Source organism: Streptococcus sp. SN3 (assembly GCF_030439905.1).
Map to the genome: position 1 here is coordinate 141,296 of NZ_JAQFJF010000002.1, position 20,324 is coordinate 161,619.

General features: G+C 45.0%; 23 protein-coding genes and 1 other annotated feature. Of the genes, 6 read left to right on the top strand and 17 right to left on the bottom strand.

What is annotated here, in order from left to right; genetic code table 11:
- The first annotated feature begins 101 nt into the window (after positions 1-101).
- Positions 102-764, top strand: coding sequence for an A24 family peptidase (locus PCY71_RS04640; protein ID WP_301412464.1), 663 nt, complete (start codon positions 102-104; stop codon positions 762-764).
- Here PCY71_RS04640 and trpA read toward each other — a convergent pair.
- From trpA to PCY71_RS04715, 15 genes are all read right to left on the bottom strand, one after another.
- Positions 733-1,512, bottom strand: coding sequence for a tryptophan synthase subunit alpha (gene trpA / locus PCY71_RS04645; protein ID WP_002898050.1), 780 nt, complete (start codon positions 1,510-1,512; stop codon positions 733-735). The genes PCY71_RS04640 and trpA overlap by 32 nt on opposite strands.
- Positions 1,505-2,728 (bottom strand): tryptophan synthase subunit beta, encoded by a 1,224-nt coding sequence (trpB, locus tag PCY71_RS04650; protein WP_002910340.1) that lies wholly within the window; start codon positions 2,726-2,728, stop codon positions 1,505-1,507. Before trpB (PCY71_RS04650) ends, trpA begins: the two co-directional genes overlap by 8 nt.
- Positions 2,718-3,305, bottom strand: coding sequence for a phosphoribosylanthranilate isomerase (locus tag PCY71_RS04655; protein WP_002910343.1), 588 nt, complete (start codon positions 3,303-3,305; stop codon positions 2,718-2,720). Before PCY71_RS04655 ends, trpB (PCY71_RS04650) begins: the two co-directional genes overlap by 11 nt.
- A complete protein-coding gene (gene trpC, locus PCY71_RS04660) occupies positions 3,292-4,059 on the bottom strand; it encodes an indole-3-glycerol phosphate synthase TrpC (protein ID WP_002910344.1) in 768 nt (255 codons plus the stop codon). The genes PCY71_RS04655 and trpC overlap by 14 nt, the downstream gene beginning before the upstream one ends.
- Positions 4,056-5,060 carry an anthranilate phosphoribosyltransferase gene (gene trpD, locus PCY71_RS04665; RefSeq protein WP_009659935.1) on the bottom strand — a complete coding sequence of 335 codons (1,005 nt, stop codon included), beginning with the start codon at positions 5,058-5,060 and terminating at the stop codon, positions 4,056-4,058. Before trpD ends, trpC begins: the two co-directional genes overlap by 4 nt.
- Positions 5,061-5,070: 10 nt before the next feature.
- Entirely contained in the window at positions 5,071-5,634 is a 564-nt protein-coding gene (locus PCY71_RS04670) for an aminodeoxychorismate/anthranilate synthase component II (protein WP_002900940.1), read from the bottom strand.
- Positions 5,631-6,989, bottom strand: coding sequence for an anthranilate synthase component I (gene trpE / locus PCY71_RS04675; protein WP_048772679.1), 1,359 nt, complete (start codon positions 6,987-6,989; stop codon positions 5,631-5,633). Before trpE ends, PCY71_RS04670 begins: the two co-directional genes overlap by 4 nt.
- 403 nt (positions 6,990-7,392) lie before the next feature.
- Positions 7,393-8,574, bottom strand: a complete 1,182-nt coding sequence (trpB, locus tag PCY71_RS04680) for a tryptophan synthase subunit beta (protein WP_002921983.1) — start codon at positions 8,572-8,574, stop codon at positions 7,393-7,395.
- 62 nt (positions 8,575-8,636) lie between these two features.
- Positions 8,637-8,872 (bottom strand) — a binding site (T-box leader).
- A 69-nt stretch (positions 8,873-8,941) separates the two neighbouring features.
- Positions 8,942-9,481 (bottom strand): VanZ family protein, encoded by a 540-nt coding sequence (locus tag PCY71_RS04685; RefSeq protein WP_048772676.1) that lies wholly within the window; start codon positions 9,479-9,481, stop codon positions 8,942-8,944.
- Positions 9,468-10,556 carry a 23S rRNA (adenine(2503)-C(2))-methyltransferase RlmN gene (gene rlmN / locus PCY71_RS04690; RefSeq protein WP_048772674.1) on the bottom strand — a complete coding sequence of 363 codons (1,089 nt, stop codon included), beginning with the start codon at positions 10,554-10,556 and terminating at the stop codon, positions 9,468-9,470. Before rlmN ends, PCY71_RS04685 begins: the two co-directional genes overlap by 14 nt.
- On the bottom strand, positions 10,553-11,134 hold the full coding sequence (locus PCY71_RS04695; RefSeq protein WP_002904019.1) for a YutD-like domain-containing protein: 582 nt from the start codon (positions 11,132-11,134) through the stop codon (positions 10,553-10,555). The genes rlmN and PCY71_RS04695 overlap by 4 nt, the downstream gene beginning before the upstream one ends.
- A 181-nt stretch (positions 11,135-11,315) precedes the next feature.
- Positions 11,316-12,359, bottom strand: a complete 1,044-nt coding sequence (locus PCY71_RS04700; RefSeq protein ID WP_048772669.1) for a SepM family pheromone-processing serine protease — start codon at positions 12,357-12,359, stop codon at positions 11,316-11,318.
- A complete protein-coding gene (coaD, locus tag PCY71_RS04705; RefSeq protein WP_048772665.1) occupies positions 12,346-12,840 on the bottom strand; it encodes a pantetheine-phosphate adenylyltransferase in 495 nt (164 codons plus the stop codon). The genes PCY71_RS04700 and coaD overlap by 14 nt, the downstream gene beginning before the upstream one ends.
- On the bottom strand, positions 12,830-13,378 hold the full coding sequence (gene rsmD, locus PCY71_RS04710; RefSeq protein ID WP_048772661.1) for a 16S rRNA (guanine(966)-N(2))-methyltransferase RsmD: 549 nt from the start codon (positions 13,376-13,378) through the stop codon (positions 12,830-12,832). The genes coaD and rsmD overlap by 11 nt, the downstream gene beginning before the upstream one ends.
- Positions 13,379-13,449: 71 nt before the next feature.
- The gene (locus tag PCY71_RS04715; protein WP_048772657.1) at positions 13,450-13,938 is read right to left on the bottom strand and encodes a YcxB family protein; all 489 of its coding nucleotides are present in this window, start codon (positions 13,936-13,938) and stop codon (positions 13,450-13,452) included.
- A 142-nt stretch (positions 13,939-14,080) separates the two neighbouring features.
- Here PCY71_RS04715 and PCY71_RS04720 point away from each other — a divergent pair, with 142 nt between their 5' ends.
- Genes PCY71_RS04720 through PCY71_RS04735 form a run of 4 tightly spaced genes read left to right on the top strand, consistent with a single transcriptional unit; the run spans position 14,081 to position 16,820 of the window.
- Positions 14,081-14,758 carry an XRE family transcriptional regulator gene (locus PCY71_RS04720; protein WP_002898067.1) on the top strand — a complete coding sequence of 226 codons (678 nt, stop codon included), beginning with the start codon at positions 14,081-14,083 and terminating at the stop codon, positions 14,756-14,758.
- 4 nt (positions 14,759-14,762) lie between these two features.
- The gene (locus PCY71_RS04725) at positions 14,763-16,178 is read left to right on the top strand and encodes a Y-family DNA polymerase (protein WP_002910358.1); all 1,416 of its coding nucleotides are present in this window, start codon (positions 14,763-14,765) and stop codon (positions 16,176-16,178) included.
- Positions 16,175-16,549 (top strand): hypothetical protein, encoded by a 375-nt coding sequence (locus PCY71_RS04730; RefSeq protein WP_002910359.1) that lies wholly within the window; start codon positions 16,175-16,177, stop codon positions 16,547-16,549. Before PCY71_RS04725 ends, PCY71_RS04730 begins: the two co-directional genes overlap by 4 nt.
- Positions 16,527-16,820 (top strand): DUF5960 family protein, encoded by a 294-nt coding sequence (locus tag PCY71_RS04735; RefSeq protein ID WP_002910360.1) that lies wholly within the window; start codon positions 16,527-16,529, stop codon positions 16,818-16,820. The genes PCY71_RS04730 and PCY71_RS04735 overlap by 23 nt, the downstream gene beginning before the upstream one ends.
- Positions 16,821-17,091: 271 nt before the next feature.
- Here the strand turns inward: PCY71_RS04735 and PCY71_RS04740 are convergent, their stop codons facing one another.
- Positions 17,092-18,570 carry a flotillin family protein gene (locus tag PCY71_RS04740; protein ID WP_002896230.1) on the bottom strand — a complete coding sequence of 493 codons (1,479 nt, stop codon included), beginning with the start codon at positions 18,568-18,570 and terminating at the stop codon, positions 17,092-17,094.
- A 104-nt stretch (positions 18,571-18,674) separates the two neighbouring features.
- Complete coding sequence (locus PCY71_RS04745; protein ID WP_002900960.1) at positions 18,675-19,205, bottom strand: DUF177 domain-containing protein; 531 nt, start codon at positions 19,203-19,205, stop codon at positions 18,675-18,677.
- A 98-nt stretch (positions 19,206-19,303) separates the two neighbouring features.
- On the opposite strand from PCY71_RS04745, the gene PCY71_RS04750 reads away from it, so the two are divergent.
- On the top strand, positions 19,304-20,173 hold the full coding sequence (locus PCY71_RS04750; RefSeq protein ID WP_048772651.1) for an Rgg/GadR/MutR family transcriptional regulator: 870 nt from the start codon (positions 19,304-19,306) through the stop codon (positions 20,171-20,173).
- The last annotated feature ends 151 nt before the right edge of the window (positions 20,174-20,324 follow it).

A 20,324-nucleotide genomic window follows, 5' to 3' on the forward strand; every position in this document is an offset into this window, starting at 1 on the left:
TTCTAAATAAGAAAGTCAAGACAAAAGATTCAAAAAAAGACTTTATTAGAAAAGTTGCAAAATTTCAGAATTTTTCTGTTTAAAATTACGAATAAATAAGTATGATTCATCTATACTTTTTTCTTATTGGCACTGTCTTTGCCTCATTCCTAGGCTTGATGATAGACCGCTTCCCAGAGCGGTCTATCATCACTCCCGCTAGCCATTGCAATGCCTGCGGGAAAAGATTGGCACCGCGTGATTTGATTCCTATTTTTTCTCAAGTCATGAACCGTCTTCGTTGCCGCTTCTGTGGAGACAAGATTCCCTTACGCTATTTATTTTTTGAATGTCTCTTGGGCGGTCTTTCTCTAGCAACTTCGCTTGGCACGATTTCCATCAGTCAACTCCTACTATTCACCATGGGCTTGACCCTGGCCATCTACGATCAAAGAGAGCAGCAATATCCCCTGATGGTCTGGCTGATTTTTCAGCTTTTGCTGCTGATGACAGCAGGCGTCAACCTTCTCATGCTCTTCTTTTTAGCCTTAGGACTTCTAGCCTTCTTTTATAATCTTCGTATTGGAGCTGGTGACTTTCTCTTTCTGGCGTCTTGCTCAGCCATTTTCAGCCTGACGGAGACTCTCATCCTGATCCAAATCGCTAGTTTCTCTGGCCTCGCCTGTTTCTGCTTTAAAAAGAAAAAAGACAGGCTAGCATTTGTACCTTGTCTTTTGTTTGGTGTGGTGGTGATTATTTCTTATAAGCTGCTGCTTCTTGGATAAAGGCTGCTATACTGGCGTCCTTTTCATGAAGAGCTTTGACAATCTTAGATCCGACAATGACTCCGTCTGAGACTTGATTGAAGCGATCAACATCCTCTAAAGTTGAAACGCCAAAACCTGTCAGCACTGGAATCTCAGCAATATCATGGAGCTTGCTCAAATGCTGGTCCAAATCATTGCGGTAGCTTCCGCTCTTACCCGTTACACCGTTGATGGCTACAGCGTAGATAAAACCTTCTGCCTCCTTAATTAGCTCCTGCTGACGTTCTAGTCCAGTCGTAAGGCTCACTAAAGGAACTAGAGCGATATCTGAATCTTCCAGCAGAGGCAGGATAAAGTCCCTATGCTCGTAGGGCAGATCCGGAATAATCAATCCCTTAACCGGCGTCCTAGCCAAATCCTTGATAAAATCTTTGAGACCGTACTGGAAGATAGGATTGAAGTAGGTCATGATGATGAGAGGCAGCTGAGTGTCCAACTTCTGCAAGCTTGCGATTAAAGACTTGGCCGAAGTATGGTGACCCAGACTTCTCAGACCGGCTTCTTCAATAACCGGCCCATCTGCAACAGGGTCTGAAAATGGCAGGCCGATTTCAATGGCTGACACACCCAAGTTTTCCAAAAATGCGATAGTTTCTGCTAATCCTGCTAAACCTTTCTCGTGATCACCAGCCATGATATAAGGAAGGAAAATTCCCTTGCCTTCTCTTTTGATGGTTTCTAAATGCTGAGTGAGTGTTTTAGTCATGGGCACCTCCTTTTTGAGCCGCTTCTTTTTCCAAGCGTTCCTTTACCTGAACGACATCCTTGTCACCACGGCCGGATAGGCAGACAATCATTGATTTATCTGGTCCCAACTCCTTAGCCAACTTAACTGCGTAAGCAATAGCGTGACTAGACTCTAGAGCAGGAATAATCCCTTCGATACGAGATAGGAGCTGGAAGGCTTCCAAGGCTTCTTCATCTGTGACTGGGACATAAGTCGCGCGCTGAATAGCATTAAAATGAGAATGTTCGGGACCGATGCCCGGATAGTCCAGCCCAGCAGAGATAGAGAAAGCTTCCAGAATCTGCCCTTGCTCATCCTGCAAGACATCCATCAAGGCACCGTGTAAAACACCCGGCCGGCCCTTGGTTAAGGTCGCAGCATGTTCATCTGTATCGATGCCTCGCCCAGCCGCTTCTGTTCCATACATAGCCACTGTACTATCATCTACAAAGGGATAAAAGAGCCCAATAGCATTGGAACCACCGCCAACGCAGGCGACTAAAGCATCTGGCAGGGCACCTGCATTTTGCTCAGCAAACTGGCGCTTAGCCTCACGACCAATCACACTCTGATAGTCGCGGACAATCTCTGGGAAGGGATGGGGTCCCAAGGCCGATCCCATAATATAGTGAGTATCATCGACCTGAGCCACCCAAGCTCGTAAAGCTGCATTGACCGCATCCTTGAGGACTCGAGAGCCATCGGTCACAGACTCCACCTTGGCTCCAAGAAGTTCCATCCGAAAGACATTGAGGGCTTGGCGCTTGACATCTTCTTCGCCCATGTAGATAGTACAGTCCATGTTGAAAAGGGCTGCAGCAGTGGCTGTAGCTACTCCATGCTGACCCGCACCAGTCTCTGCAATAATTTTCTTCTTGCCCATTCGCTTAGCTAATAGGACCTGGCCTAGAGCGTTATTGATTTTATGGGCCCCGGTATGGTTGAGGTCTTCTCGCTTCAGATAAATCTTAGCACCGCCAGCATAGGCTGTCAGATTTTTAGCAAAATAGAGAGGATTTTCTCGCCCTACATACTGCTTCAGCAACTCGTCCAGCTCTGCCTGAAAGGCTGGGTCTTTTTTACTCTCACGGTAAGCTTTATCCAGCTCCAAAACTGCTGTCATCAGAGTTTCTGGAACAAAGCGCCCGCCAAACTCACCGTAAAATCCTTCTTGATTGGGTTGATTATATGCCATGTTTCACTCTTTCTATAAATTCTTTTATTTTCTCTAAGTCCTTCTGGCCGTCAGTCTCGATCCCGCTTGAGACATCAACTGCGTAAGGAGCGAAGTGCTGAATCGCTTCTCGGACATTTCCTGCATTCAAACCACCGGCGATAAAGAAGGGCTGGTGGATTTGATTCTTGTCAAAAGATTGCCAGTCAAAGGTCCGACCACTACCGGCAAGAGGGGCATCAAAGAGCAGGTAGTCCGCTTGTTGGCTGACTCCTTTTAACGCTCCCTTGACCTGATAAGCTCGAATAACCGGCCGGCCGATCTCAGACAGAAGATCTTCATTAAAATCGCCATGAATCTGCACCAAATCCAGATTTGCCACCGAAATAGCTTCCTGCAGCTCTGCTAAACTCGGAGAGACGAAAACTCCTACCTTTCGGACAGTAGGCGGCACCAAGGCAGCTAGCTCCTGAGCTTGCTCCAAACTAACCCTCCGACGGCTCTCAGCAAAGACAAATCCAATATAATCTGCACCAGCCTGGCATGCCGTTTCCACAGCGCTGGCCGTTGATAAGCCGCAAATCTTAACCTTTGTCAATTTTCAGCTCCTTGATTTTTTCTGCCACATCCTCTGCCTGCATCAGGGCTGTTCCGACTAGAACCGCATGGAAATAAGGAGCTACTAGCTCAGCATCTTCCTTGCTGAAAATAGCGGACTCAGACACGTAAACCCTGTCATCTTTGAAATGGGCAGATAGCTGAAGACTTGTATTGATATCAGTCTCAAAAGTAACTAGATTGCGGTTATTGACACCGATTATCTGTGCTCCTATTCTATGGGCAATTTCCAGCTCCGCCAGATTATGGGTTTCGACCAGAACTTCCAAGCCTAAACCTGTCGCAAAATCATAGAGTTCTTGCAGCCGCTTTTCAGACAAAGCAGCTACAATCAGAAGAATAACTGTCGCTCCTGCATTGCGGGCGCGAACAATCTGCTTTTCATCAATGATAAAGTCCTTATTGAGGGTTGGAATGGTCACTTGACTGGAAATCTCTCTCAGGTAATCCAGATGTCCTTTGAAGAAAATCTCATCTGTCAGGACCGAAATCATGGCTGCACCGCATCGTTCATAGGTGCGAGCCTGCTCCACAATATCCACACCGAGATTAATATCTCCCAGACTGGGGCTGGCTTTTTTAACCTCAGCAATCAGCTGCAGCTCTTGAGGACGACTTTTGAGATATTCATAGAGGGAATAGGTCGAGCGCAGAGGTTGCAGCTCTTCATAAGACATAGCCGCCACTTCCTGCTCTTTTTGCTTTAGAATGGTTGGGAGAAATTCTTTACTCATTTCTGATACTCCTGTAGTTGCTTGAGTTTTTCATAGGCTGCACCGCTTGCAATTACTTGGCGGGCCAAAGCTATTCCTTCTTCTATGCTGTCTGATTTCCCATTAGCATAGAAGCCCAATCCCGCATTCAGCACTGTCGTTTCTAGATAGGGGCTGGCTTGATTTTGCAGGACAGATAGCAGAATTTCTGCATTTTCCTTGGCATTGCCTCCGCGAATCGCTTCAAGAGCTATCTCTTCCATGCCAACATCTGACGGCAGAAAGCTGTGCAGGCTGATTTGCCCATCTTCCAGCAGAGCATACTGGGTACGGCCATGAAGGCCGGCCTCGTCAAGACCATCCGGCCCCGACACGACTACTGCACGCTTACGGCCCATATTTTTTAAAACCTCTGCTGTGCTCTCTAACATATCCGGCCGGCTGGTCCCCAAAAGCTGAGTTTCTAGACTCATGGGATGGATAAGGGGGCCAGTTAGATTCATGATTGTGGGAATGCCTAAGCTAAGACGTGCTGGCATGATGTATTTCATGGCTGGGTGCATATTCTTTGCAAAGAGAAAGACGATACCTGTCTGCTCAAAAACCTTGCCCAAGCTAGCAGCGTCCAAGTCTAGATTGATACCCAGAGCTTCTAACACATCAGCTGAGCCTGACTTAGAAGAAATGGAGCGATTGCCGTGCTTGGCCATCTTAATCCCGCCACCTGCCAGTATAAAAGCTGCCGTAGTCGAAATATTGAAGCTGAAAGACTTGTCTCCACCGGTACCGCAATTGTCCATTGCAGTGCGAATAGTGGTTGGAATCTGCTTAGCATGGCCTCGCATTACCTGAGCCAAAGCAGTTCGTTCCTCAATCGTCTCCCCCTTCATCTTAAGCCCCAGCAAGAAAGCTACAATTTGAGACTCTGTCACCCGTCCAGTGACAATACGCTCAATAACATCTGTCATCTCAGCGCTGCTTAAATCCTTAAAATCAGCTAGTTTTGCAATTATCTCTTTCATACATCCTCCTTTATTTTACTAAATCGATGAAATTCTTGATAGACGACAAGCCGTCCGGCGTGCCAATACTTTCTGGATGATACTGAAAACCATAAATGGGCAGACTCTTGTGCTGGATAGCCATGATCGAGTTATCATCAGCCGCCCGAGCCGTCACTTCAAAATCCTCCGGCATCTCCTCAATCAAAATCGAATGATAGCGCATAACCGGCTGTCCATCCTCTAGCCCCTCATAGATAGGAGATTTTCCCTCAAAACGCAGAATACTTTGTTTGCCGTGCATGACTTTGGGAGCCAATCCTAGCTTTCCGCCAAATACTTCTGCAATGGCTTGGTGCCCCAAGCAAATCCCCAATATCGGCTTTTTACTAGTAAAATCACGGATAAGTTCTTCCATCCGTCCTGCATCTGCTGGCCAGCCTGGACCCGGAGATAGAACCAAAGCATCAGCTTCTTCTGCCGCTTGATAAAGGCCTGCATCATCATTACGCAAGACCTTAACTTCTGCAAAATTGCCGATATACTGGGCTAGATTGTAAGTAAAAGAATCATAATTATCAATCAATAAAATCATTGCATCTCTCCTATCTTGGTCATTGATTTGGCCTTGTTGATGGTTTCTTGGTATTCATTAGTAGGGATCGAGTCATAAACAATACCCGCTCCAGCTTGAACGTAAGCTCTGCCATTTTTCAAAACCATAGTGCGTATAGTGATGGCAAAATCCATATCGCCTGTCGCAGACAGATAGCCAATAGCCCCCGCATAAACGCCACGTTTTTCCTGCTCTAGCTCATAAATCCGTTTCATGGCTCGAATCTTAGGCGCACCCGAAACGGTGCCGGCCGGCAGGGTTGACTTGAGCGCATCCATAGCTGTCAGTTGAGGCAGAAGCTGACCACGGACCACACTGGTCAGGTGCATGACATAGCGGAAATACTCTACCTCCATGTACTTAGTGACTTCCACGCTGTTATTCTGGGCAATTTTACCGATATCATTACGCCCTAAATCAACTAACATACGATGCTCAGCCACTTCCTTCTCGTCAGCCAGCAACTCCTTCGCCAAGGCTTTATCTTCTCTTTCATCCTGCCCGCGCGGTCTGGTCCCAGCAATAGGATTGGTCGTAACCTGCCCCTGCTTGACAGAGACCAGACTTTCTGGGCTGGCTCCGATGATCTGATAATCCCCGAAATCATAAAAGTAGAGATAGTTGGAAGGATTGGTCACACGCAGATTGCGATAGTAATCCAGTGGCCTACCAGAATACTCTGCTGAAAAACGCTGACTGAGAACGCATTGGAACATGTCTCCCTGCCGAATCAAGCTACGCGCTTCTTCCACCATTTTTTCAAAAGTTGCTTGCTCGATATGACTCTGGAAGTTCAAACTGGATAGTTCCAGCGGTGAAAATTCATCTACCGCTGGCTGCGCCAGCTCAACCATAATCCTCTCCAGACTGGCAGCTAAATCAGCTTCGCTTCTATCACTGTAGAGGGCCTCCTCAAGGATATAGACCTTGTCTTTTTTATGGTCAAAAACCATGTAACTCTCATAGACGAAAAAGTGCATATCCGGCGTCCCAATCACATCAGCTGGAATCTGGCCAATCTCCTCATAGAGGGAAATCATATCGTAGCCAACAAAACCGATGGCTCCACCACCAAAAGGCAGGTCTGAATGATGATCTTTTTTTACGGCTAACTCATGCAAATAGTCCAAGGGATCTGCCTTGATTACTTGCCCATTCTTTGTTAACTGGCCATTTTCATAGCGGACTTCAAAGACTGGATTATAGGCTAGGATAGAAAAGCGGGCTGTCTCGCTATCTCTCGGAATACTTTCCAAAATCACCTTGTGGTCACCCTGAATCCGCATATAAGCCAGAATCGGCGATAAAATATCAGCTGGTAAAATCTTTTGCATAATTTTTCTTTCTATTTAATCAGAAGCGTTTAAGGAGGAACAAACTACTAGCTATGACCGCATTCCACAAGAACAGATAGCACCTGTCCACTGTCATAACTGGCTCCAGAACTACAGAAAAACGCCCACACAGTTCATCCTGTGAGGGCGTATCATCGCGGTGCCACCTCAGTTATGGAGTTTTCAGGCTCCACATCTCATTTACCTATTTGCAGTCATTTAGATCCCTTTTAGTTCAAGTCAGCATACTGGTTTACAGCAAAGCATACTAACAAAATAATAAAAGTTCAACTAAAGGACAAAATGTTGACTCCAACAGCCCATTTCATAACTTCTCCTGCCTGTTCTCAGCAACCACAGACTCTCTGAAAGGAGGGATGTTACTACTCTTCTGCTGGGTATTTTATTTTCGTTTTTCTAGATAGTCGGCAATGGCTGCCACATCCTTGTCTCCACGACCAGATACATTGATAATGATGATTTGGTCAGATGATAATTGCGGAGCTCGCTTGATGGCTTCAGCAATGGCGTGAGAGCTTTCAATCGCTGGCAAAATTCCTTCCTTTTGTGTCAAGAGAAGCAAGGCATCCACAGCTTCATCATCTGTCGCTGCCACGTATTCTACTCGACCGGAATCTTTAAAGAAAGCATGTTCAGGACCAACTCCAGGATAGTCCAAGCCTGCCGAAATGGAGTAGACCGGCGCCACCTGACCATCTTCAGCAAAGACAGCGTAGGTCTTCATGCCGTCCACTACTCCGACACTTCCCTTGGTCATGGTCGCTGCATGCTGGTCTGTATCAAGACCCCGTCCAGCCGCTTCAACACCAACCAGCTTGACTTCTTCATCCGCCACATACTGAGAAAAAGCGCCGATAGCATTGGAGCCACCGCCTACACAGGCAATGACATAGTCTGGCAAGCGGCCTTCCTTGTTCAAAATCTGACGGCGAGATTCTTCACTAATCACCTTTTGGAACTCATGAACAATCGTCGGATAGGGGTGAGGACCGACAGCTGAGCCCAAGACATAGAAGGCTTCCAAATCGTTCATCCAAGCTCCAAAGGCTGCATCCACTGCATCCTTGAGGGTTTTGGTTCCTGTTTCCACAGCGTGAACAGTCGCTCCCATCATTTCCATGCGGAAGACATTAAGGCGCTGGCGCTCTACATCCTCTGCACCCATGTAAACATCGCACTTCATACCAAACTTAGCTGCGGCTGCCGCAGTTGCCACACCATGCTGGCCAGCTCCAGTTTCAGCAATGACCCGGGTCTTGCCCATGCGCTTAGCTAGAAGAATCTGACCTAAAACATTATTGAGCTTGTGTGAGCCCAGATGGTTGAGATCTTCCCGCTTCAAATAAATCTTAGCCCCGCCCAGATGCTGGGTCAGACTTTCTGCAAAGTAAAGCGGAGTCTCCCGGCCTGAATAATCTGCCAAATAATGCCGGTATTCATTTAAAAATTCTGGATCATCCTTATACTTCTCAAAAGTTGCTTCCAATTCATCCAGCAAGGCCTGGATAGGCTCCGGTACAAAGGAGCCGCCGAATTGTCCAAAATATCCTTTAGTTTCTGTCATCTTGATTGCCTCATTTCTTTATTTTCAAGCAAAACAAAAGCCCACACACAGAAAAAACTCTGTGTGAGGGCGTAAAATCGCGGTGCCACCTCAATTATGGAGCAAAGTATAGACTGCCTCCATATCTCTGTCTTGTCTAACAACAAGCTGCACTGTAAGGTGTGCTCACCGAATTTTTATTGCTTCAAATTCATTTTTTGCATCAGCCCACTTCATAACCTTCCACTGCCTGTTTCCACCAACCACAGGCTCCCTGAAAGTAGAAAAAATTATTACTTTTCTGATGATTTATTTTATTATAGGCCTTTTCCTTTTTCTTGTCAAGAAAAAATTTTATTTTTTCTCCTAAATCCGAACCTTTCGCTGGCTAATCTCTTTTGAAAGCGTCGTCTTGACGATTTTTCCAGATTTTTTGACCAAGCTGAAATGCCCGCCAAGCCAGATAACCACCCAAAGTATTGGTCCAGAGATCATCAATCTCAAAAACCCGATTGGCGTTGATAAGAAGGTCCAGCAGAATCTGAGTCACTTCAATAGACAGACTCATCCCAAAGCTCAGCCATACAACCTTCTTTGTCTTCCGCAATTTCGGAAAGAGGTAAAGCAATTGAAAAATTAAGGGCGACAGCAAGAAAATATTGGCTAGATTTTGGATAAAGACCTTGACCAGCTGGATCCAAGAAGTAATCTCGCCAATATTGACAAAGGAATTAAAAGGGATTAACAAAACCACTATTCGGCCAAAATACTGGATTCCCGGCGTTTCCATTCCCGGCTCTGGAACCTGAGGAATAAAACACAGAATGCAAAGCATCAAGAAATAGAGCCAGCTTCCTCCTATCAGCAATCTCCGTCCCTTGGCTGTCAACTCACCGTCTGAAGTCAGATAATTCTTAAGGCTGAACATTTTCTACCAATGCTTTCTCGCGATCACGCTTCATAGTATTAGAACGCAGCTGGCCGCAGGCTGCATCAATATCTGTACCATGTTCCTGACGAACCACACAGTTGACTCCGTTTTTCTTGAGAGTATCATAGAAAGCCATCACACGCTCTTTGGGACTGCGGCTGTATTGGTCGTGCTCGCTAACGGGGTTGTAAGGAATGAGATTGACATAAGACAGTTTCTTAATGTTCTTGAGCAGCTCAGCCAGTTCCTTGGCCTGCTCTACCCCGTCATTGACTTCATTAAGCATGATGTACTCAAAGGTCACACGACGGTTGGTCGTCTCAATATAGTATTCGATAGCTGCAAAAAGCTTTTCTATAGGGAAGGACCGGTTAATCCGCATAATGCTGGTCCGCAGTTCATTATTCGGGGCATGGAGGGATACAGCTAGATTGACCTGCACACCTTCATTGGCAAAGTCACGAATCTTATGAGCCAGTCCTGAAGTTGAAACCGTGATATGGCGGGCACCGATAGCCAAACCTTTGTCATCATTGACCGTCCGGACAAACTTGAGCACATTATCATAGTTGTCAAAAGGCTCGCCAATTCCCATAACTACGATGTGACTAACCCGCTCATCCTGACCACGCTCATCAAAATACTTCTGAACCAGCATAATCTGAGCTACAATCTCACCGTTATTGAGGTCGCGTTGCTTTTTAATCAAGCCAGAAGCACAGAAGGTACAGCCGATATTACAACCTACTTGGGTGGTCACACAGACAGAAAGTCCATAGTGCTGGCGCATGAGCACCGTCTCAATCAGCATACCATCCGGCAGCTCAAAGAGGTACTTGACTGTACCGTCAGCCGACTCCTGAACAATGCGCTGCTTAAGCGGATTGACGACAAACTGATCATTTAGCTTGGCAATCAAGTCCTTGGATAGATTGGTCATCTCCTCAAAAGACTGGACCCGCTTGCGATAGAGCCACTCCCAAATCTGGGCAGCACGGAATTTCTTTTCTCCCTGAGCTTCCGCCCATTCAATCATTTCCTGGCGCGTTAAGCTATAAATAGATGGTTTCATTTTTCTCCTTTATTCTGACGAATTACAAAATGGCGATTGCTGTCTTTTTGCTTTTTCTGCCTATCTTGCTGGGAATTGTTGCGAGAGCGCTTATTGTCCCTTTTAGAGCGGCTGTCTCGGTCTCGCTCGCTTCTGCGATTGCGGTTGCCGCCTGAACGGCTGTTGCGAGAACGTTTTGACCGACCTTCTGTCTCTTTCTTGCCATGCGATTTCTTATCAAAGGAAGCGCGCTGGGGATTTGGATTTTCCAAGACAAAATAAGCACAGCCATAGCTGCAGTACTCCAGCAAATAGTCTTCTAAGCGACTGATCTTCTCATCGCTTTCATTAGCCCGCTCGTCCTTGTAAAAACCACGCAGGCGCAGCTGCTCATTGCCCCAGTCACCGACAATATAGTCAAACTTGGTGAGAATTTCTGAAAAACGCTGATGAAAGGCCGTCAAGTCAAAGCCTTCCTTATAGTTCTCAATCAATTCAAACTCGAATTTTTCTGCAACAATCTTGCTGTCAATCTGTTTAAACTCCGGTCCTGGGAATTTATTATAATTATATAATTCAGGTGAAATATCTTTACGCATACTCTTCCTTTAACACTCTTGGATAGTTTATCTACAACACCTTATTTTATCATAAATCAGCCAGTATTTCGCGGACTTTTCATCAAAAATATCTTTCTGAAAAAAGTCTGACGATTTAAAGTAGAAAAGGCCAGCTGATTTTGTCTGTTTCACAAGAAAAATCTTAGCAAAAGCTAAGATCTTACTTGTTCTTTTTCAGATAGTCAATGGCATCCTGCAGAGTTTTAACTGGAACAATTTTCATATCCGTTTTAATCTTCTTGGCTGTCTCCAGAGCCGTTTGGTAGTTGTTTTTCCCATTGGGAGAAAGCTTCTTCTCTTCCTCTGTCAGTTCATTGTTCGGTGCAAAGAAGATATCTGCTCCGCTTTGGGCTGCTGAAACAACCTTCTTATCGATTCCGCCGATTTCGCCAACTTCACCTTCACGGCTGATGCTGCCGGTCCCTGCAATATCGCGGCCATCACGAAGGGTCGGATCAGCCAACTGGGTATAAATGGCTAAGCTGAACATGAGACCAGCACTGGGACCGCCAATACCCTCAGTTGAAAATGTAATCGGAATACTGCTGCTGACCTCCGTCCGGTCTATCAGACTAATGCCAATCCCGTTCTTACCGTTCTCCAGCTTGATAATCTTTCCGGTTGCCGATTTCTCCTGACCATCTTCTTGGAAAGTCACCTTGACCTTATCTCCAAGCTTCTGCGAGTTGACATACTTGACCAGCTCCTCAGAGCTTTCAAAGGTCTTGTCATTGACACCGGTTACCGTATCAGCAATATTGAGAACTCCTTTGAAGGTTGAGTTATCAGCTACCTGCAGGACATAAACCCCCAAATAGTCCATTTTGATCTCTTTACCAGCTGTCGTCAATCCCTGATATTTAGCCATATTTTGCGATGTTTCCATGTAAAACTGGTTGATCCGATTAAACTCATCGTCCGTGGAGCCACCCGTCATATCCTTGGCGGAATAAATATCTGTAAAAGGAGTCAGCCAAGCATAGACCAGATGAGCAAAAGTTGCCTGCTCTACTCCGACCGTCACAAAGTTATAAGAACCTGCTTCCTTGTCGGCCTTATTATCAACTATCAAGACCTGACGAACATCCTCGGCACCACCAGGAACTTCTATATAATAAGGCAGACGAACGTAAAGAGCTGCTATAAAAAAGGCAATAGTGACGCCAATGACCGTCGGCCATAGATATTTCTTAATTCTTTTCATGGTTGATTCTTTCTAATTCTTTGATTACACTTTGGGGCACATAGGCCGCAATATCCTGCTGAAAAGCAATCAGCTCACGAATACGTGATGAACTGATATGCTGATAGGCCGGCTTGCTGAGCAAGAAAATCGTTTCTATTTCTCCCGCCAATTCCTGATTGAAAAAGTTCATATTGGCTTCATAGTCTAGGTCTTGACTGTTACGGAGACCGCGCACAAAGGCCTGGGTTCCCAGTCTTCTGGCCACTGTCACTGCTAGCTCATTCTGCGAAATGATGACCTCGACATTATCCAAATGTTCTAGAGCTTCTTTGACCACGCGCTCTCTGGCTTCAATTGTGAAAAAGCCAGACTTTTCCCGATTATAGAAAATCCCTACATAGAGCTTATCAAAGAGCCTGCTGGCCCGCTCAATCAGGTCCACATGGCCCTTGGTCATCGGGTCAAAAGACCCTGTGAATAATCCAATCTTATCTGACATACACTGTCACCTTTGAAATTCCATATATCTTCTGCTTCCAAATGCCCAGCCCTGCAATTTCTTCTGGCAATTCAACATCCTTATCTGTCTCACAGACTACTAGGGCATCTTGACTCAAGAGCTGGCCTTCCTCCAGTTTCTCAAGGTCTGACACAATCTGCTCCTTAGCATAAGGTGGATCTAAGAGAACCAAGTCAAAAGCCCCCGTCAACATTTCCAAGGCTCGGCCAGACTCCATCTTGAGCAAGTCAAAACGTTCCGGCTCCTTGGTCATCTGAATGTTCTCTGAAATAATAGCCTGAGCTCTGCGATCCTTCTCGACTAAGATAGCTGTCTCCATACCTCGCGAAATAGCTTCAATGGCCAAACTCCCGCTCCCAGCATAAAGATCCAGCACCCGACCGCCGTCAAAATAGGGACCAATCATATTAAAAATTGCCCCCTTGACCTTATCAGTCGTAGGCCTAGTCGTCTTGCCATCCAAAGTCTTGAGGGGTCTGCCCCCGTATTTACCTGCCACAACTCTCATAAAAAACATTATAACACACATCGCACAGGAGGCCAATTTTTTGAAAACTTGACAGACAAAAAACAGAAGTCCCCCCAAAATTAGAGACTTCTGTTTTCTTTTAGTTTTAGTAAAAAATCAATTAATTCAGGCTGACAGTCTGCCTTATCCAAGATCAGCCCTATTGACCGGCCAACCATAATATAAAAAGTTTCTGGCTTGTCTATAATCGCCACAATATCTTGATAGTCAAATCTGGCATTGTTATTCCGATTAACGACACGAAAGTCTGTCTCATAGAAGCTAAACTCCTGCTCTATATCATGCCAGAGGGGGTTGCCTCTATAAAACTTTTTAATATGGCGATTCATGGACAGATAGTAAAGAAAAGGAAGGACAGCCACAGTAACAAGAAAAGCTACGCCTCGCAAAGTTTCCCCGATAAAAAAACAGATTGCACCGCATATCAGCACCACTATCTCAGGGAGAATCAGTGAGAAGATTCCATTCTTTTTATACCAAAAATTGGTCCAAGCGAAACGGCGATAAGCTTCTTCTGTCATGATCGTTTTTGCTGTCATAGGAAACATCTCTCTACCTCCAAGTCATATTCCTCCCTACAGTTTACCACACTCTTGATGGAAATAACAATATTCAATAAAGAACTTGCTTTTCTCTATTTCATCTGTTATACTATATGTAACTTTTAAAACGTTACATAGGAGGTGTGATATGTTTTCGCATGAAAAATTAAAAAAACGCCGGATGGAGCTTAATCTGACCCAGTCTTCCATTTACCAAGAGTTGGGCATCTCTCGAAAGACTTACTCTGCTTGGGAAAATGGTCTAGCAGAACCCCACGCAAAAAATCTCAGGAGGTTGGCCACCTGTCTCAAGGTCCAAGAGAACTACTTTGTGGATGAGACTAGTACGCTCTACACCTACCCTTTACTAACCCCACCGCATAAAAAGGAAGTAGACCAGCTAGCTAGTCAACTCCTAGAGAGACAGCGCAAGGTTAGCTCTCTTACAGCTTATAAGGTTCTATCCGTTGAGCTAGCTGCAGGGCGCGGGCACAGTTACTATGACAATGAAACAGACTACGAAACTGTCTACTTTGATCAAGATATCCAGCACGACTTTGCATCCTGGGTCTCTGGGGATTCTATGGAGCCTAAGTATCCCAATGGCTCTGTTGCCCTTATGAAACAGACGGGATTCGACTACGATGGGGCTGTCTATGCTCTTATGTGGAATGGCAAGACCTATATCAAAAAAGTCTATCGAGAAGCTGAAGGACTTCGTTTAGAGTCTATCAATCCTGACTACGAGGATCTCTTTGCTCCCTACGAAGACCAACCTAGCATTGTTGGTATCGTAGTCGGACATTTTCTGCCGATTGAGGTATAAAACTATGGTCCTATTTGATTATTCACGCGAGCCTCGTTCAGACATCGCTTTTGTGGATATGAAAAGTTTTTATGCCTCTTGCGAATGCATTTCCCTCGGCCTTGCCCCTTTAAAAACCTCGCTCTGTGTCATGAGCCGAATTGAAAATTCCGCTGGACTGATACTAGCTGCCACCCCTCTCTTTAAAAAGAATTTCGGCAGCCAGAATGTCAGCCGAAGCTATAATCTTCCTTTTGATGTCCACACCCGTAAGTTCAACTATGCTGCTGCCCGCAAGCAGGGACTACCGATTACAGCAGATTATATACGCTTTATCGAAGACGCTGCTCAAAAGACCTTACTGGTCCCACCTCGGATGAACTACTACATCCAGAAAAACATGGAAATCCAAAAGATTTTCCAGGATTTTGCAGCTCCCGATGACATTTTCCCCTACTCAATCGATGAGGGCTTCCTAGATTTGACAAGCTCTATCAACTACTTCATTCCCGATCAGACGCTGGACCGCAGGACCAAGCTGGACCTGCTGGCTGCCCGCATTCAACAGGCTATCTGGAAGAAGACTGGGATTTATGCATCTATCGGTCTGAGCAACGCCAATCCACTTCTCGCCAAGCTAGCCTTAGACATTGAAGCCAAACACACAAAAAAGATGCGGGTCAACTGGTCCTATGAGGATGTTCCCAGAAAGGTTTGGACTATTCCGACAATGACTGATTTTTGGGGCATCGGCTACCGAACAGCCACCCGTCTTAAGAAGCTGGGAATTCACTCCATTTATGATTTGGCTCACTTTAATCCCGATATTCTCAAAAAAGAAATGGGAGTCCTGGGCCTGCAGCTTTGGTTTCACGCTCACGGCATTGATGAAAGCAATGTTCACAAGCCTTATCAGGTCAAGTCACACGGCCTAGGGAATTCGCAAATTCTCCCCCGAGATTATAGACAGCAGGCAGAGATTGAGCTCGTTTTCCGAGAAATGGCTGAGCAGGTCGCCATTCGGCTCAGACGCTCTGGTAAGAAGTGCCAGTGTGTCTCCATCTATGCCCGCTATTCCAAGCAGGATCGCCTGCCTTCCATTCATACACAGAAAAAAATTGAGCCTACCAATAACAGCGATCGACTGGCTCAAATTGTGGTTCAGCTTTTTCGTTCCAAATATCAGGGCGGGGCTATCCGCCAGATTGGCGTTTTTTACAGTGATTTTGTCGATCAAGGTTATGGTCTGATTTCTCTCTTTGACGATCCCCTGCAAATTCAAAAAGAAGAGGAGCTCCAACAGACGATTGACCGCATCAGAGATCGCTTCGGCTTCGCCTCTCTGCTTAAGGGAAATGCCTTGCTGGGCTCCTCCCGTGCCATCGCTCGAAGCAAGCTGACAGGTGGCCATTCGGCTGGAGGGCTGGAGGGCTTATCATGACCGACCGCTCCTACCTCCCCTATCAGTCAGCTCGTGACTTTCAGGATCGGGGCATGGCTAAGTGGGCTGGCTTTTTCCTCTCTGAGCACAGCACTGCTTTGGCCAAAAAAGAACTAGATATGAGCCAATTGCCCCAACTTGATAGACAGGAAAAATTCCAGTTACTCAACCAAGCCTACAGTCATCAAGTTCCCATCAGAATCACCTTTCTTAATCAGGGAAAGCTGACCGACATTACTGCTACCGTCTTTCTGCTGGACTGCAAGCAGGTCCTCCTGCAGGAAGGTGACCATTACAAAGGCCTTGCTATCCATCAGATTCTTTCGATACAAGCTTCAGGAGGCGCAGATGACCACTCAAAATGTACATGAGGAACTTCAATTTGACTATTTTTCCCAGAATTACTATCAATTTCAAGAGGATTTTTATCAATTTTCCAATCTTCCCCAGCCTCTGATGGTCATGGAAGATGACATCCTACTCCACATGGCCAGCCGCCAAGCCACTTATTTCAAACTCTCCAAGACCAAAAGCTTGGACAAGAAGGACCATTACTTCCACTTTACCGTCAGTCGTCCAGACCAAGCAAAACGACTCTGTATCTACCACTATCAAGGCCAAACAGAAGATATAAATCAATAAGCTCCCAAACTCAGTCTGGGAGCTTATTATATGGAGTTGGCCATCTACTAGAATCTTCTCAATTATTTATTGCTTTAAGTCAAGCAAATAACACTAAAGATTTGAGACAGCTATATTATATTTGAGGTCAATCTGAACCCGAGAAGCACCATTCTTTTTAGGTTATACACCTAGTTTATTTGTATAACTTAATTTCAGATTAAAAACACCCCAAAAGTTAGATTTTCTGTCTAACTTTTGGGGTGCGGGTCATAGCAATTTGCCTTTTCTTTTATTTTTTGTCGGTGTCAAGATTTGCAGCTTCAATAACAGGTTGCTCATCTTGTTTTAGCTTGTTAACAGTCATATTAACACCAAGAGCTCCTGCTAGGAGTTGACGGATGTCAAAGCCTGCACCTTGCGACACTTGGTCAATACTCTGCATGATATCACCAACCATCTTAGAAGCATTGCCTTCACCATACATAGTAATTTTGTCCACCTTAGTAAGCGGCTCTGCTACAGCACGGGCAATTTCTGGCAGTTTGTCTACAATCATCTCAGTAATCGCAGCTTCCTGCATCTTCTTCATGGCTTCTGCTTTTTTATCCAAACCTTCTGCTTCAGCTTCTAGCTTAAGACGAATAGCTTCAGCTTCAGCACGTCCCTTTGCTTCAATGGCTTCAGCTTCTTGCAGTTGCGCAAATTTCTCAGCCTCGGCTTGGGCCTTGCGGGCTTCGGCTTCTTTTTGTGTTTCAAAGAGTTCCGCCTCGGCTTGACGTTGACGCTCAATCAATTGTGCTTCCGCTGCTTGTTGACGAGAGTATTTCTCCGCTTCAGCCTGTTTGCGGATGTTAGCATCCAGTTCTTGCTCCCGAACCTTAACTTCGCGTTCCTTGACTTCAGCCTCTTTCTCTTGCTTCATGATATTAGCTTCAGCAGCCACACGTTCTTGCTCGCGACGCTGCACCTCTGCCTCAATCCCTTTAGCTGCATCAGCCTTAGCTTGCGCAATATCCGCTTCCTGCTTGAGGGCTGCTTGCTTCAGTTTCAACTCATTTTGCTTTTGAGCGATTTCTAAGTCAGCGGCTACGCGCTTGTCGTTAGCCAATTTGTCTTGCTCAGCTTCTACTTCCTTGCGCTCACGTTCAGCTTTAGCCTTTGCAATTAGGGCATCTTTTTTGATGGTTTCGACATTTTCGATACCGAGATTATCAATCACACCACCTTCGTCAGAGAAAGACTGAACGGTAAAGGCAATGACTTCTAATCCCATCTTAGCCAGATCCGGAGCTACGTTGTCCTGAACTTTTGAGGCAAATTCCTGACGGTCATTGACCATCTTACGAAGCTCCATCTGACCAATTACTTCCCGAAGATTTCCTTCCAAGACATCTTGAACAGAGTTAGAAATATCTGTTGTATTCCAATTAAGGAAGTTTTCTGCTGCACGAGCAATCATTTCATCGGTCGTTCCGATTTTCAGCTTAACAGCTGCATCAGCACGTACATTGATAAAGTCAAGAGTCGGTACTGCTTCAGATGTGCGAACATCTGTTGAGAACTGCTCAATATCCAAATAGGAGCGCTGCTCTACAAAAGGAATCATAAATCCAGCTTTACCGCGAAGGTGACGCTGTTTACGAAGACCTGTAATTACAACTACTTCGTTAGGGCGTGCGTTAACATAGCCTTTCACTAAAAGTACAACAAGTACAACCAAACCAATAATTACTGGAATCAACCAGGTTGGAAAGAAAAATGTATCCATTAAATCTCCTTCTATAAGACAATTTTCATTGTCTATTTTCTTTTTATACTTAGTATAACAAATTATTTCAAATTCTCAAATTATTTTCAAAATTTTTACAAGAATTATTCATCAAACAGTCCTTGCAAACCGGCGAAAGGATTGTTCTTCTCTTTTTGAGCTTCCTGGGCAGCGGCGAATTCCTCTTCCGTCATAACCTGCCAGTCCTGACCAGACAGAAAACCTTGGCCGGCTTCTTCCTCAGCTGTTAGGATTTTCAGTGGAATATTCATCAGGATATTGTCAGCTACACTCTCAGCTATATTAATCTCGCCATTTTCAATCGGAAGCACCAAGTCCTGATCAATCAGTTCCTGCGATGCAGCCTGTCCTTCTTCCATGAAAATTTCGTTGACTAGATAAGACTCCTTGAGTTCCACTGGCTCCATGCTACGACTGGACGTTAAGGTAATGGTATATGACAAGTCATAATCCAGAAAATAAAGGCCGTCTTCATATTGAACCTTTCCTTTGGCTACAATATCCTGAACGTCTAAAATCTCAGGATTGCGCTCTTTTAACTCCTCTGCCAAGTCCAGCTTTTTCTCAAAAGCTAGACCATCTGGATTCTTCCGAATTTCTTGAATATGCAACATAAGTTCCTCTTTGTTTTTTCTTTATATTATATCATGTTTGGGCGCTACGATGTTATTGAAAATTATTTTGTTATAATAAAATGCAAGGAGGGAAGACAATGGAACATCTAGGACAGGTTTTTAGATTTTTTCGAGAGGCAAGGCACATCTCTTTATCCGAGGCGACTGGCGGAGAATTTTCAAAATCTATGCTTTCTCGCTTTGAAAATGGGCAGAGCGAACTTTCGGCACAGAAACTTTTTAGCGCTCTCAGCGCCATCCACACGGAAACGGAAGAATTTACCGTTGCAGCCGGCATCCAGGATCATCATTCTCACAAGGAACTCTTAAGCCACATTCAAGACCTGTTGCAAGCCAGTCAGCTCGACCTCTTAGAAGAACTTTATCTGGAAAAAGAAAAAATCACTCAAAAAAGCAAGAAGACTAGCGATTGGGTTGAACGCCTGATTATAAAGGCCTATCTCTGTGCCCTCAAAGAGTCTGAAAAGGCCAGCCTAGGCGAGCTGGATTTCCTCCATGATTACCTCTTTTCAGTTGACATTTGGGGACGCTACGAACTCAATCTCTTCTCTGTCTGCACTCCGGTTTTATCTCTAGACTTGTTTTCCCAATACACCAAAGAAATCCTCTCAAGAAAGGATTTTGCTACCTTGTTTGTCAACAATCGCAACACCCTGCACACTACTTTTCTTAATGGATATTTGCTGGCCATCAGTCAGGAAAATATCACCCAGGCAGACTATTTCCAACAAGTCATTGAGCGACACTTTTACGAAGAAAATGAGACTTACTTCCGAATTGTCTATCTCTTTGCTCAGGGAGAGTTAGCTTGTTTGAAAGGGCAAAAAGAAGAAGGGCTTTCGCAAATGAAGCAAGCTGTCGATATTTTCCGAATCTTGAACTGTCAGCATAGTGCTGACTACTATCAAGAAGTCCTTGATACTGCTTTTCAAAAATATAGTAAATAATGCAAATCTCCACTTCTAAGCTCAGCGATGTTGAGTTGAAAAGTGGTTTTTTTATGCAAAATATACTCCAACTTACTCATCTTAACAATTGCACAAAAAAATCGTTGAATATATGCAATATTTCCTGCTGCTTAGATTTTCTATTTTATAC

Excerpts from the sequence above, each read along its gene's own strand:
- PCY71_RS04750 (WP_048772651.1), top strand. The coding sequence starts at position 19,304 with ATGGAACATCTAGGACAGGTTTTTAGATTTTTTCGAGAGGCAAGGCAC.
- PCY71_RS04685 (WP_048772676.1), bottom strand. The coding sequence starts at position 9,481 with ATGTTCAGCCTTAAGAATTATCTGACTTCAGACGGTGAGTTGACAGCC.
- trpE (WP_048772679.1), bottom strand. The coding sequence starts at position 6,989 with ATGCAAAAGATTTTACCAGCTGATATTTTATCGCCGATTCTGGCTTAT.
- PCY71_RS04670 (WP_002900940.1), bottom strand. The coding sequence starts at position 5,634 with ATGATTTTATTGATTGATAATTATGATTCTTTTACTTACAATCTAGCC.
- trpD (WP_009659935.1), bottom strand. The coding sequence starts at position 5,060 with ATGAAAGAGATAATTGCAAAACTAGCTGATTTTAAGGATTTAAGCAGC.
- PCY71_RS04725 (WP_002910358.1), top strand. The coding sequence starts at position 14,763 with ATGGTCCTATTTGATTATTCACGCGAGCCTCGTTCAGACATCGCTTTT.
- coaD (WP_048772665.1), bottom strand. The coding sequence starts at position 12,840 with ATGTCAGATAAGATTGGATTATTCACAGGGTCTTTTGACCCGATGACC.
- PCY71_RS04745 (WP_002900960.1), bottom strand. The coding sequence starts at position 19,205 with ATGTTGCATATTCAAGAAATTCGGAAGAATCCAGATGGTCTAGCTTTT.
- PCY71_RS04715 (WP_048772657.1), bottom strand. The coding sequence starts at position 13,938 with ATGTTTCCTATGACAGCAAAAACGATCATGACAGAAGAAGCTTATCGC.
- trpB (WP_002910340.1), bottom strand. The coding sequence starts at position 2,728 with ATGGCATATAATCAACCCAATCAAGAAGGATTTTACGGTGAGTTTGGC.
- PCY71_RS04740 (WP_002896230.1), bottom strand. The coding sequence starts at position 18,570 with ATGGATACATTTTTCTTTCCAACCTGGTTGATTCCAGTAATTATTGGT.
- rlmN (WP_048772674.1), bottom strand. The coding sequence starts at position 10,556 with ATGAAACCATCTATTTATAGCTTAACGCGCCAGGAAATGATTGAATGG.
- PCY71_RS04640 (WP_301412464.1), top strand. The coding sequence starts at position 102 with ATGATTCATCTATACTTTTTTCTTATTGGCACTGTCTTTGCCTCATTC.
- PCY71_RS04720 (WP_002898067.1), top strand. The coding sequence starts at position 14,081 with ATGTTTTCGCATGAAAAATTAAAAAAACGCCGGATGGAGCTTAATCTG.
- trpB (WP_002921983.1), bottom strand. The coding sequence starts at position 8,574 with ATGACAGAAACTAAAGGATATTTTGGACAATTCGGCGGCTCCTTTGTA.
- rsmD (WP_048772661.1), bottom strand. The coding sequence starts at position 13,378 with ATGTTTTTTATGAGAGTTGTGGCAGGTAAATACGGGGGCAGACCCCTC.
- PCY71_RS04695 (WP_002904019.1), bottom strand. The coding sequence starts at position 11,134 with ATGCGTAAAGATATTTCACCTGAATTATATAATTATAATAAATTCCCA.
- PCY71_RS04730 (WP_002910359.1), top strand. The coding sequence starts at position 16,175 with ATGACCGACCGCTCCTACCTCCCCTATCAGTCAGCTCGTGACTTTCAG.
- PCY71_RS04700 (WP_048772669.1), bottom strand. The coding sequence starts at position 12,359 with ATGAAAAGAATTAAGAAATATCTATGGCCGACGGTCATTGGCGTCACT.
- PCY71_RS04735 (WP_002910360.1), top strand. The coding sequence starts at position 16,527 with ATGACCACTCAAAATGTACATGAGGAACTTCAATTTGACTATTTTTCC.
- trpA (WP_002898050.1), bottom strand. The coding sequence starts at position 1,512 with ATGACTAAAACACTCACTCAGCATTTAGAAACCATCAAAAGAGAAGGC.
- trpC (WP_002910344.1), bottom strand. The coding sequence starts at position 4,059 with ATGAGTAAAGAATTTCTCCCAACCATTCTAAAGCAAAAAGAGCAGGAA.